The following is a 12,344-nucleotide window of genomic DNA, read 5'->3' on the forward strand; positions in this document are numbered from 1 at the left end:
TCGGCGGCTCAGTTGCCTTCTCAGTGGCCATTAGTCGCTCAGAGACCGAGATACGCCTTCACGGCGGGCAGGCCGTCCTTGCCGTCATAGGTCTTCACACCGGCAAGCCATGCATCGAGCACTTGCGGGTTTTTCTTCAGATACGCTTTGGCGGCCTCGGCGGGTTTCTCCTTGTTCATCACCGACTGCATCACGACGTTTTCCAGTTGCGTCGTAAAGCGCAGATTGCTCACGAGCTTGCCCGCGTTCGGGCAACGCGTCAGAAAGTCGGGGGACGTCAGCGTATAAACGCGTGCTTCGCCGTCGTTCGGGCCGAACACGCCGTCGCTGCCGGTCAGATATTTCATGTCGATCTGGATGTTCATCGGATGCGGTTCCCAGCCGAGAAACACCACCCACTTCTTCTCGCGGATCGCGCGATCCACCGACACCAGCATGCCGGCTTCACTCGACTCGATCAGCTTGAAACCGCCGAGGCCGAACTGATTGTTGGCGATCATTTTCTGAATCGCCGCATTCGCGCTGCTGCCCGGCTCGATGCCATAGATCTTGCCGTCGAGTTCCGCGCGATGTTTGGCGATGTCGGCGAACGTCTTGAGCCCAGCATCGTATTCATAGGTCGGCACGGCGAAGGTCGCTTTGGCGCCGGTCAGGTTCGGCGGTTGCAGGACCTGAATGGATTTCGAGTCGACGAACGGCGCGATGGCCTTTTCCTGCACGGGCCACCAGTAGCCGAGCGACACGTCGAGTTGTTTGCTCTTCAGGCCCGCGAACGAGATCGGTACCGAAGCGACGGTGGTGACCGGCTGATAGCCGAGCCCTTCGAAGACCGTCGACGCGAGTGCCGTAGTCGACGTGATGTCGGTCCAGCCGATGTCGGCAAAATGCACGGCCCGGCAGGTAGCCGGATCTTGCGCGAACGCCGGCACGGCAGTGACGGCGGCGGCCACGCAAGCAAGGCGGGCAAGATGGGCAAGCAGGACTTTGACGCGTAACTTCATGACGTTCCCCCTTCGGACACGTTTTTGCAGCGTGTTTCGAATCAGGCCGCGGATAGGCGGCCCACCAGACATGCGTGATACGGCTCGAGGTGTTGAATGAATCCAGGAGTGAAGTAAAGGTAATGCCCCATATTTCCGCCGAAGCGTCCGCCAGCGACCCGTTCTTGCCCGCGTGCGACCATGAGGGAAAACCAGCATTGCGCGCGATGCAGCGCAGCATGGCCGCCGCGATGAATTTTGGCGTGCCTTGCCGGCCCGGGCGCGGCTTGTTACGCTCGCCGGAGACCCTGCGTCGGGACGCCCGGCGCCCGGATACCCTGCGTCCGGCAACCCCGCGTCCGGCCTGCGTTTTTCCTCTGTCGAGTTCCCTCACGATGCCCGAAGATATTTCGTTCCTGCTGCTGCCGGGCTTTTCGGCGCTCGGCTTCATGTCGGCGGTCGAGCCTTTGCGGGTCGCGAACCGTTTTCGCGGCGATCTCTACCGCTGGCACATTCTGAGCCTCGACGGCGCGCCTGTGGCGGCCAGCAACGGCATTTCGATGAACGCGGAAGCCGCGATCGGCGATGTCAAAGCGGCGCAGACGCTCTTCGTCGTGGCGGGGTTCGAGCCGCTCGCCTGCTATACGCGCGCGCTGGGCGATTGCCTCAAGCGCCTCGACCGCGCAGGCGCGACGTTAGGCGGCATCGATACGGGCAGCTTTATTCTCGCGGAAGCCGGCCTCTTTGGCGGCTCGGACAGTTTGACCGTGCATTGGGAAGCGCTGTCGGCATTCCGTGAGCGTTACCCAGCGTTGGACGCGAGCCAGGAACTGTTCGAAATCGGCGCGCGGCGCATCACCTGCGCGGGCGGCACCGCGTCGATCGACATGATGCTCGATCTGATCGGCCGCAAGCACGGCGCGGCGCTGGCCTCAGCGGTGTCGGAGCAGTTTGTCGTGAGCCGGATCCGGCAACGCTCGGATCATCAACGGATGGAGATTGCCGCGCGCTACGGCGTGCACAACCGCAAGCTGATTCAGGTGATCAGCGTGATGGAGCAGCATATGGAAGAGCCGCTCGCGCCGGATCGGCTCGCGCAGGAAATCGGTGTGACACGGCGGCAACTGGAGCGGCTGTTCTGCGCGTCGCTGAAGGACTCGCCGACGCATTTCTACCTCCAGTTGCGGCTTGGCCGTGCGCGCGAGCTGCTGCAACAGACCGATATGTCGATCACGTCGATTTGCGTCGCCTGCGGATTCGAGTCGCCATCGCATTTCTCGCGGACTTATCGTGCGCGGTTCGGGACGAGTCCGAGAAGCGACCGGCATGCGATGGGGGGTGGCACGCCGTCAGGTACTGCGGCGCACGCGCCGGCTCCCGCATTATCGGCAAGCTGATCCGAACGAATGCGCGGTTGCGATATCGCATAAACCCACTCACCGCAAGCCGCCCACACTACGCGCGTTGAAACTGGGCAACGTGCTGTTCATCGGGTTGAAGGTGGTTTCCGGTTTTGGGGGCGCGGTCAAGGCACCGTTGTTCGTATAGTTGTTGCGCACCGCGGGCGGCAAATAGAAGAACCGCCAACCGCCATAAGTCTTCTGGTTTTCGAAGTCCTCATAACGCAGCGGAAATCCCGCCAGCTTGATCGGTGCATCGGTAGAACTGCTATAGATGCCGAAGAAGCGATCGCCCTGTCGCATGAAGACCCAGTCGTTCTTCCCCGTGGCCGGATCCGGATAGGCGTGGCGCAGATGATGCAGATGCGTCGGGAAGCGCGTGTCGTCGAGCAGATCGTCGATCGAGGCGGGGAGCACCCGTCCTGCGCGGTAGTAACGAAGAATCGCCAGCCGGTACTGGTCGCCGACGAACAGCAGTTGTCTCTCCTGTTCGCGCTGGCGTTCCAACGACCACACGTCGAGCGCGCCCGCCAGCGCAATCGACATCAGCATCAATGCAATCAGGAGCGCCAGCAGAACAAGTCCGTCCTCGCGTGCGGTGACGGTGCGCCACCGCAGCCGCTGCCTTTGCCGTTGTCCGGCACGCCGCGCCGTGCGCCCACGCGAATGCATCGGCCAGGCCACCTCGTTCATTGCGCGGCTCCCGCCTGATCTTTGGCGCTCCCCTGCGGGCTGCTCGCCGGCGCGATGTCGTATACGCCCGTCTTGTTTTCGTCCGGCGACGCAATCGTCGCCCATTTGTCATCGCCGTTGACAGGGTCGACCGGAATCGCACGCAGATAGTGCTTCGTCACCAGTTCGTCGAGCGTGTCCGGATACTGGCCGTTATCGCCGTAGTACTTGTCGATGGCGTCGCGCATCACCGCGACGTTCTGCTGACGCACCTGTTCCTTGCCGCGGTCGATGCTGTGCATATAACGGGGCAAGGCGATCGTCAGCAGCAGTCCGATGATCGCCATCACGACGACCAGTTCGATCAACGTGAAGCCGCTAGCCTTGCGCGCGTGAACGGATTTCATGATGCACGTCACCACTGTTTGTACGGAATGCCGTTGATGCCGACACGATCGGTTTTCGACGTCACATCGAAAACATCCTTGCCGGCCCGGGAATTGTCGACAGACGCTTCACCGCCCTCGCCCGGGTTCGGCGGCTCGCCGAAGGCACGTACGTTCCACGTGTCTTCCGCCGCGATATCCGCGTCGCCCGTGAAAAACGGATCGCGCGGCACGCGGCGTAGAAACATCAGCAGCCCGCCTTTCGGGTCTTTTGCGTTCTTCACCCCGGTCACCATCACGGTGAGCGATGGTGGATAGCCGGAGGCATCGGCCTCCCTTTCGATCAGACCCGTATCGCTCGCTTCCTTGTAGGCGTCCAGTGCCGTGCGAATCTCACGCAGCGCCGCGCTCAGTTGCTGTTCTTTCTGACGCTGCACGATCAGCTCCGAGAACGGCATGATCGCGAGCGCGAGAATGCCCACGAGCGCCAGCGTAATGACCAGCTCGATCAGCGTGAAGCCACGCTGACCGGCGCGTGCCCGGACGCGCAAGCGGACCGCATCGAGCCGGACATTCATGGCTCAGTACCCGTTCTGAATCGGACGAAGCGGGTTGTCGCTCGGTATATCGCCTGGCGGCATCACGACGTTCGACTGCGGAAATGCGGACGGCGGAGCCGGTGCTTGAGCGGGTGCCGGCGCCGGCGCTTGAGCCTGAGCGGCCGCCGGCGCCGCATTCGCTTCGCCGGCCGGCGCGGCCTCGGCGCCGCTCTGCCCCGCCCCAGGCACCGGCACCGGGGCCGGCGGTGCAGCGGGCGCTGCGGGCACGGTAGCCTGCGGCGAGAACCGGCCGCCGTATGGCACGGGCGGCGGCGTCGTGCGCGGGGCGGGAGGCAACTGCCCAAACGCGCCGGTCGGCGGCGCGGTTGTGCCGGAGCCCGCGGCGCCGGCATGCGGTTCGCGCGGCGCGCCTGTCGTGCCGCCGCCGACGTTGCCCGGTGTCCGCACCGCCGGAGCCGGCAGCTGTGGAGCGCCTTCCGCTCCTACCGGATCGAGCCGCAGCTGGTCGGCGTGCACGTTGACGTCGGTGCCGGACCACAACTCCTGCGTGTCCGCATCGGCGGAAAGCTGCGGACGTATGATGTGCGGCGTAATCTGCAGCACGATTTCCGTCTTCAGGTGATCGCCGTTGTGGTCCGAGAACAGGCGTCCGAGCACGGGTAGTTGCCCGAGACCCGGCACCTTGTCGGCCGTCGTGCGGTCCTGATCCGAAATCAGGCCGCCGAGAATCTGACTCTCGCCGTCTCTTAGCCGCAGACTCGTCGAGGCGCTGCGCGTGCCGATCTGATAAGCGAGCGAAGTGAGACCCGTCTGCGAGTTGCTGCTGGAAATCGTCTTGGTGATGTTGCTGACTTCAAGGTTGAGCTTGATGCCGACATCGCCGTCACGATAGACCTGCGGTTCCACCTCCAGTTTGATGCCGACGTCGAGGTACTGGATCATTTGCGCGTACGATGGTCCGCTCGTGCTCGGTGTGCTCGAACTCGAAATCACCGGCACTTTATCGCCGATCAGTATCCGCGCCTTTTCCTTGTTACGCGCGCGGATGCGCGGGCTCGCCAGCAGGTTCGCGTCGGTATCGGTGAGCTTGAAGTTGGCCGTCGCCGACAGGCCGCTGACATTCAATGCGTTGACAGGCAGGTGGTGCAACGCGCCCCACGTATCCACGGTGGACGGCGTCGCCACCGAGAACGAATTCGGCCACGCGATGCCGAGGTCGGTCAGCCGGTCGTGGGACACTTCCATCACCTGCACTTCGAGCATGACTTCCGGCTCCGGCAGGTCCTGCGCTGCGATCATTTCCTCGGCAACCCGCACCGTGTCCGGCGTGCCACGAATCGTCACGGTGTTCGCACGCTCGTCGACGACCACTTCCTTGATCTTCAGCAGGCTCTTCAACAGCGACTGGACCTGCTTGGCGTCGACGTTCGACAACTGGAACGTGCGCACTTTCAGCTCCTGATATTCGAGCTGCTTGGCGGGGGTGGCCGGGTAGATGAAGAGCGTATTCGCGTTGAGCTGTTTCTTGTCGAGCTGGTTCTGCATCAGGATCATGTCGACCGTGTCCTGCAGCGACGCGTTCGTGACGAAAATCGTCGTCTTCAGGTCGGCGCGGACATCGCGATCGAAGATGACATTCAGGCCCGAGGTGCGCGACAACGCTTCGAAGACCATGCGCACATTCGCATCGCGAAACTGCAGCGTAATCGGCGTGCGCATGATCGAAGACGCGGCGACATTCTCTTCCTTCGCCGAGCGTTGCTGCCGGCGCTTATCTTCGATTTCCTTGAGCATCTGCAGCGCCATCGTGTTGGTCGGGTTCTGGGCGAGCACACGGTGTATGCGTTCCGCTGCCAGCGCGTACGAACCGCGCTGCATCATCCGGTCCGCTTCCTGCAGGGTCGCCAGATCGCGGCGATCCTGGTCGAGCGCGGCGCCGATCTTGCGTCCGCGTTCGCTGGTCGGATCGATCTGACTCGCCGCGTAGAGCTTCTGGACGGCCGCATCGAACTGATAGCTCTTGCGCAACTGGTCCGCTTCATCGAGCAGCGCATCGACCTGATGATTGCGATCGCGCAGATAGTTGATCTGCAGTTCGGCGTTGTTCGGCTCGCTCTGCCGGGTCGGCGGATTAACGCACCCGCCGAAGGCGAGCACGACCGCGATCGCCAGCGCCGAGCGCTTCCTTGTAGCCCAGGTGAAAGCGGGACGATCGTCGCGAGACAGTCTCTCGGGCGACAGGTGTATCGACGAGCCGCCGTCTCCGATGCGGCTTCCACCCCGGTTGTATGCGGCTTTCATTTATTTTCCTTCGCTTGCGTGGATAGCACCTGCCTCTCGTTCAGCGGCAGATAGGTCAGCACCACGTCGTTTTCCGAAATGGACTCGACGCGATACTGTCCATCGACGACCTCACCCGGCGAAACGATCAACAAGCGGTCGCCGCTACTGAGGAACACCTGCGGTTTCGCCGCTTTTGCATCCAGCTCGCCGAGGTAGGTAAAGGGCACGGGCGGCGCGGTGGGCGGCGCTACGGGCTCCGGAACGGGCGGCGCTTCCACGGGCGGCGGTGGCGGCGGCAACCATGACGACACCACAAACGGATTGTTCGCCGACTCCAGAGACAGCCGCGCACGCAGCGCGATGAGCCTGTCGCGCGGCGTCGGCGCCGCCTTGGCGGCCTTGCCCGGCTTAGCGCCACTTGCCGCGCTGGCCGTATTTGCCACATGCGCCGCGCCTTCACGATGCATGGAGACCGCCCGGGCGCGCACGTCATCGTGATGTGCGCCACTGGCCGCGGCGACCACCGCCGGCGTCTGCATCGCGGGCGCCAGCTCGCGAAAGCTCAACCCGGCGGCAACGACTCCGCAGAGGGTGAGCAACACACGCCTGACGAGATCGGGTTTCATGGCCGCGCTGCCCGATAGACGAGTTCGAAGCGCACGCGCGCATCGAGCACGTTGCCGTTCACGGCGGGACGCTCGACATGGATTTCGCGCAACGCCGCGTTCGGCACGTTGTTGAGCACGGATGCGAGAAAACGCCGGATCGAACCGTACTGATCCTTGACGGGCAAGAGCATCTGATAGCGGATGAAATGCGCGCTCGTATCGTTCGTCACGAGATACTCCGCCGAACCGAGCGTCAGATTGCTGTCTCGGGCCTGGGCCAGGATCGTCGCGATATCGTCGGCGCTCTGCGCGAACCCCGGAAACAGTTCGGGCAACGTATCAAGCGCGACCGTTTCCACCGCCGCGGACCGTTCGGCAGTTGCATGACGGGCCTTTGCAGTCTGCGCGAGCGTCGCCGGATCGCCCAGTTCACGCGTCTGTCCTTCCACGCGCGGAATCGCAACCGCGACTACCACGGCCGCGCCCAGCAACAGCGTGCCTAGCAGGCCGGGCAGCCCAAGGGAGCGCTGCAGTTCGAAGCGTAGGGTGAGCAGCCTGTCCTGCAACTGATCGCGGTTCATGATTTTCCCCAGATGGCGGTGATCTGGAAGCGCACCGGCGTGCCGGGCACGTTGGCCTCGATGACGTGATCGTTGAGCACTGCTTCACGCAGCAGCACGCTGGCCTGCAGATACCTGAGATACGCGATCATCGCGTCGAAGTTCTTCGCTTCCGCGGTGATGCGGATCTGGCTTTGCGCAGGGCTCTGATCGATGCCGATAAGTGCGACGTCGTGATCCGGATAGTCCTCGACGATCGACAGCAGGTCTTGCCACGGCACCGTCAATTCGCGCAGGACCGCGAGACTCTGGCTCTGCGCCAGTCTGGTGGCCGGCGTCTGCTGCACCGTGAGCGGGTGCGATTTTGCAAATAGCCGATGGCGTTGCGCTTCCTGTTCCGATTGCACGCGGTCGTTTTCGCCGTATGCGTGCCAGAGGCGTTCGCCGCTCACGAGCAGCAACAGGCTGGCGACGCACAACAGCACGACGCCCGCAGGTGCGGTAAGCGCGCGGTGCCGCCCAAAATCGATGTGAAGGCGGGGTATCATCGCGCGGCCTCCATGAGCCGATGCGCGACCGACGTATCCATCGCCGGTTGCGCGGGCCGCAGCGTCGCAAGGAAGCGCCCTTCGAACGGCGCCGGGTCGATCTCGACGCCGTACAGATGGATCCGGCAATCCTCGCGCTTGCCGCTGGTTCGGCTCGCGAGGCGTTCGAACGCCTGCTCGGCGCGCGCCGCGATTCGTTCTGAATCGCTTGCGTCGCCGGGAAAGAGGCGCTGCGCGTCATAGGCGACCCAGCGGTTGTCTTCGACCAGTACCGCCTGCAGCAACGTATCCGCGACGAACAACAGCATCGCCGCGTCGGCGCCTGCAGCGCCATCGACATGATTGAGCATTTCCGGAAGACCCAGCTTGATGCACCGGATGTCGGCGCACGCCGCCGCGCCCGCGTCATGGATGCCGTCATGCAGCGTGCGGGACATTGCACTGGCAAAGACCGCACGGCCGCCACGCTGCACCGAGAAACGTACCTGCACCGACCCGGCATCGATCCCGTACAGATCGGCGAAATGAGCCAGCACGACTTCTTCGATTTCCCGCGCGCGCAGCGTGCGAAAGTCGCCGCGCAAGATCGCGTGGCTTGCCCAGAAATCGTCCAGCACGATATGTGCGCTGCGCCTTGACGCGCCCTTCTGCCCGGCCGGTGCAGGGTCGGTGGTCAACGCGGTCTTCAGCGCGTCGAGTACGCCCGCTTCGGTGAAACACTGCTCGTCCGCTATGGCAATGCTCGCGGGTTCAGCAGGCGCGGAAGGTTTGCGCAGCAAACGCATCCAGCGAGGCGTCGTCGCGCCCACGACCAGCTCGCGTGTTCCGACGCCGATGGCAATCGAACTAATCGAACCGCCGATGGCTAGCGGACTATTCAACCATGGTGACACGGTTGATCTCCTCAAGTGTCGTTTCGCCCCGCATCACGAGCGCGACGGCGGCCGTGCGAAGCGTCTGCATGCCATACCGGAACGCCGCTGTCTTGATGTGCCCAAGCGGCGCGCGCTCCGACAGAAGTTGCCGCAGCTCGTCGTTCATCCGCAGCGCTTCCGCAATCGCGCGCCGGCCGCGATATCCGCTGCCGCGGCACGCCGCACAACCTGTGCCGCGGCGAAAGCGGTAGCTGCCCGCGGTATCCGGATCGATGCCCGAACGGGCCAGCGTGTCCGCGTCGACCGTGTCGTCCACCACGCAGTCCGCGCAGCACTGCCGCAAGAGGCGCTGCGCGATCACGCCGTTCAATGCGGACACGAAGCTGTACGGATCGACGTCCATATTCGTGAAGCGGCCGATCACGTCGAACACGTTGTTCGCGTGCACCGTCGTGAACACCTGATGGCCGGTCAACGCCGCCTGCACGGCAATCTGTGCCGTCTCCGGATCGCGGATTTCGCCGACCATGATCTTGTCGGGATCGTGCCGCAAGATCGAGCGCAGTCCGCGCGCGAACGTGAGACCTTTCGCTTCGTTGACCGGAATCTGCAGGATGTCGCCGAGTTGATATTCGACCGGGTCCTCGATGGTGACGATCTTTTCGAGGCCGTCGTTGATCTCGGTGAGAATGGCATACAACGTCGTTGTTTTACCGCTGCCCGTTGGCCCCGTCACCAGAAGCATCCCATAGGGCATGGACGCGACCGAGCGCATGAAGCGCGTATCGTCTTGCTGAAAACCGAGCGCCTCGAGCGTCAGCCCGCCTGCGGCCTGCGAAAGCTGGTAGCGGTCGAGGATCCGCAGCACCGCGTCCTCGCCGAACTGGTTCGGCATGATCGAGACGCGGAAGTCGATCTCGCGGCCCGCGTACACCGCCTTGAAGCGGCCGTCCTGCGGCACGCGGCGCTCCGCGATGTCGAGTTCGGAAATGACCTTCACGCGCGACAACACCTGGTCCGCGACGTCGCGGCCTTCGGCACGGCCGACCACAGTCAGCACGCCGTCCACCCGGCACTTGATCATCAGACCGTTCGCGCGGCATTCGAGGTGGATGTCGCTCGCCATCATCTTCAGCGCGTCGTAGATGGTGGAGTTGAGCAGGCGCACCACCGCGCTGTCGTCGCTACTGATGCCTTGCAAGGTCAGCGCGAGCGAGGACGGGTCGGCGGCATGCTGAACCTGATCGTCGAAGGCGAGCGAATCCATGGCCCGCACGTCTTTCTCGCGCACGGCGAGCCACGCGGTAAGATCGCCGACGCTGGCCAGCGCCCAGCTATACGGCACGGTCGGCCGCGAGCGCATGCGGTGTTCGACGCTGCCGCGCGTGCGGACATCGAGCGGATCGGCGATCACGAACAGCAGCGCGCCGTCTTCATCCGGTTGACGAAAACACACGCACAAGCGGGTGGTCGCCTCGACGAACGGAACCACATCGAAATCCGCTTCGAGCCGGTTCAACTCCTGCATGCCGATCGATTTCATGCGGAACTGCTCGGCAAGCTGCACGACCATCTCGTCGGCGCCGAGCGCCGCCTGCGTCATCAATTCCTCCAGCGCGCGAATGCCGGAACCGTGCCGCTCGCCGAGCGCGCGCAGCGCGTCGCGCAGCTCAACGCTGGGGCTTTCCGATGTCGCGCTGATCGTGTCCATGCGTATTCCCCAAGGCCGGCCTACTGGATGCTCGACGCAATTTCGAAGATCGGCATGTACATCAGCACGACAATGCCGCCGATCACTACGCCAATGAAAATCATCATCGCGGGTTCGATCAAACGCGAAATCAGATCGATCGTGCGCGACACCTGCGCCTCCTGAAACGCGGCGATCCTGTCGAGAACAGGACCCAGTCCGCCGGTCTTTTCCGCGACGGTCAGCAGACGATAGGTAATCGCGTTGGCGAGGCCGGTTTGCTGGAACGCGTCGGACATCTTTGCGCCGTTGCGCACCTGCTGCATGGCGGCGGCGACGGCCACCTGGTCGGCCCGGCTCACCAGGCCGCGGGCGAGATCGAAGGCGCGCACGGCGGGGATCCCGCCGTCGACCAGCATGGCGGTCGTGCGGAAGAACTGCGACTGACGAAACACGCGGAAGTGCTGGCCGATTCCAGGCAGCGCGAGCATGCGATCGGCGATCCAGTTGCGCGCCGCTGCCCGGCGCAGAGCAAGAACGGTCGTCACCGCCAGCACGGCGAGGCTGGCGGTGAGTTCCGCCCCATGGGCATGCACCATGCCGCCCCAGGCCATCAGCAGTTGCGATAGCAAGGGCAGCTCACGTCCGCTGTGTTCGAGCAGGGTGGCAAAGCGCGGCACGACGAAACCCAGCAGGAACAGCACGACGGCTGCGCCCACGAGCAGCAGAACGGATGGGTAGATCGCGGCCGACACCACCCGGCCGCGCAGTTCGTGAAGCAATGCGCTATTGCGTGAGTAGCGGGTCAGGCTATCGGCAAGGCCGCCAGTTTGTTCGCTGGCTTTCACGCACGCCACCAGCACCGGAGGAAACACATGGCTCGCGTGTTCGAGCGCCGCGGACAGCGACTGCCCTTCTTCGAGTTGCCGCAGCAGGTCGCGATACACCACGGCCGACGCTTCGCGGCGCTCGTTGCCGCCGAGCGTGCGCAACGCGTCGACGACGCCGACGCCGGCCTCGAGCAACGCGGCAAGCTCGCGCGCGAACAGTTCGACATTAAATCGCGAACCTGGCATCGCGGACCAGCCCGCGCGGCGGCGCGCCCCTCGCGCATCGGCCCGTACCGACACCACACGCAGGCCCCGCGAACGCGCGAGCGCGGTTGCAGCCGCGGACGAATCGCAATCGACGCGAAGCGTCTGCACTGAACCGCTGGTATCGAAGACGCGCAGCAGGTACTTCACGACGATTCTCCTTGCTGACAGCACACTACCAGGCGCACCCAGGCACGCTACCAGGACGCGATGGTCGCGTTCTCGCCGGTGCCGCCGCCCTGACCACTTTTACCGAGCGAGTACAGGTCGTAATCGCCATGCTCACCCGGCGAGCGATACTGGTACGGGCGATCCCACGGATCCGGCGGCACCGCCTTCTGCAGATACGGGCCGCTCCAGTGCGTTGCGTCCTGCGGTTTGACCATGAGCGCCTGGAGACCTTCCTCGGTCGTCGGATACGTGCCCATGTCGAGCCGGTATTGATCGAGCGCCTTGCTCAACGAGTCGATTTGAGCGCGCGCGATCTTGACGTTCGACTTGCCGACCTGATCGAAATAGCGCGGTGCGACGAGACCGGCGAGCAAACCGATGATGACCATGACCACGAGCAGCTCGAGCAGCGTGAAACCGCCGTTGCGTCGCAGCGCCTGTTGAACGCGTGCACGGCACCTCGCGCTCACGCGCACAGCAGGCCCGATCGAGAACAATTCGTTGCGCACGTTTCTCC

13 protein-coding genes are annotated in these 12,344 nt (G+C 64.0%); 1 reads left to right on the forward strand and 12 read right to left on the reverse strand.

Annotated features, from left to right (window positions below):
• Positions 1-38: 38 nt before the first annotated feature.
• Positions 39-1,001, reverse strand: a complete 963-nt coding sequence (locus tag WN982_RS35825; RefSeq protein WP_341316721.1) for a choline ABC transporter substrate-binding protein — start codon at positions 999-1,001, stop codon at positions 39-41.
• A gap of 374 nt (positions 1,002-1,375) precedes the next feature.
• Here WN982_RS35825 and WN982_RS35830 point away from each other — a divergent pair, with 374 nt between their 5' ends.
• Positions 1,376-2,377 carry a GlxA family transcriptional regulator gene (locus WN982_RS35830; RefSeq protein ID WP_341316722.1) on the forward strand — a complete coding sequence of 334 codons (1,002 nt, stop codon included), beginning with the start codon at positions 1,376-1,378 and terminating at the stop codon, positions 2,375-2,377.
• 39 nt (positions 2,378-2,416) lie between these two features.
• Here WN982_RS35830 and WN982_RS35835 read toward each other — a convergent pair whose 3' ends face one another.
• From WN982_RS35835 to gspG, 11 genes are all read right to left on the reverse strand, one after another.
• Positions 2,417-2,956 (reverse strand): type II secretion system protein, encoded by a 540-nt coding sequence (locus WN982_RS35835; RefSeq protein ID WP_341319532.1) that lies wholly within the window; start codon positions 2,954-2,956, stop codon positions 2,417-2,419.
• Between the two features lie 113 nt (positions 2,957-3,069).
• Positions 3,070-3,459: a type II secretion system protein gene (locus WN982_RS35840; protein ID WP_341316723.1), complete on the reverse strand. Its 390-nt coding sequence runs from the start codon at positions 3,457-3,459 to the stop codon at positions 3,070-3,072.
• An 8-nt stretch (positions 3,460-3,467) separates the two neighbouring features.
• Positions 3,468-4,016 carry a type II secretion system protein gene (locus WN982_RS35845; RefSeq protein ID WP_341316724.1) on the reverse strand — a complete coding sequence of 183 codons (549 nt, stop codon included), beginning with the start codon at positions 4,014-4,016 and terminating at the stop codon, positions 3,468-3,470.
• Between the two features lie 3 nt (positions 4,017-4,019).
• Positions 4,020-6,299: a type IV pilus secretin PilQ gene (locus WN982_RS35850; RefSeq protein WP_341316725.1), complete on the reverse strand. Its 2,280-nt coding sequence runs from the start codon at positions 6,297-6,299 to the stop codon at positions 4,020-4,022.
• Positions 6,296-6,907 (reverse strand): hypothetical protein, encoded by a 612-nt coding sequence (locus WN982_RS35855; protein WP_341316726.1) that lies wholly within the window; start codon positions 6,905-6,907, stop codon positions 6,296-6,298. Before WN982_RS35855 ends, WN982_RS35850 begins: the two co-directional genes overlap by 4 nt.
• Positions 6,904-7,470 (reverse strand): hypothetical protein, encoded by a 567-nt coding sequence (locus WN982_RS35860; protein ID WP_341316727.1) that lies wholly within the window; start codon positions 7,468-7,470, stop codon positions 6,904-6,906. The genes WN982_RS35855 and WN982_RS35860 overlap by 4 nt, the downstream gene beginning before the upstream one ends.
• A complete protein-coding gene (locus WN982_RS35865) occupies positions 7,467-7,997 on the reverse strand; it encodes a PilN domain-containing protein (RefSeq protein ID WP_341316728.1) in 531 nt (176 codons plus the stop codon). The genes WN982_RS35860 and WN982_RS35865 overlap by 4 nt, the downstream gene beginning before the upstream one ends.
• Positions 7,994-8,890, reverse strand: coding sequence for a hypothetical protein (locus WN982_RS35870; RefSeq protein WP_341316729.1), 897 nt, complete (start codon positions 8,888-8,890; stop codon positions 7,994-7,996). Before WN982_RS35870 ends, WN982_RS35865 begins: the two co-directional genes overlap by 4 nt.
• Complete coding sequence (locus WN982_RS35875; RefSeq protein WP_341316730.1) at positions 8,871-10,583, reverse strand: GspE/PulE family protein; 1,713 nt, start codon at positions 10,581-10,583, stop codon at positions 8,871-8,873. The genes WN982_RS35870 and WN982_RS35875 overlap by 20 nt, the downstream gene beginning before the upstream one ends.
• Positions 10,584-10,603: 20 nt before the next feature.
• Positions 10,604-11,806: a type II secretion system F family protein gene (locus WN982_RS35880; RefSeq protein ID WP_341316731.1), complete on the reverse strand. Its 1,203-nt coding sequence runs from the start codon at positions 11,804-11,806 to the stop codon at positions 10,604-10,606.
• Between the two features lie 47 nt (positions 11,807-11,853).
• Entirely contained in the window at positions 11,854-12,303 is a 450-nt protein-coding gene (gspG, locus tag WN982_RS35885; RefSeq protein ID WP_341319533.1) for a type II secretion system major pseudopilin GspG, read from the reverse strand.
• Positions 12,304-12,344: the final 41 nt, after the last annotated feature.

The sequence above is a fragment of the Paraburkholderia sp. IMGN_8 genome, assembly GCF_038050405.1.
Lineage (GTDB): Bacteria > Pseudomonadota > Gammaproteobacteria > Burkholderiales > Burkholderiaceae > Paraburkholderia.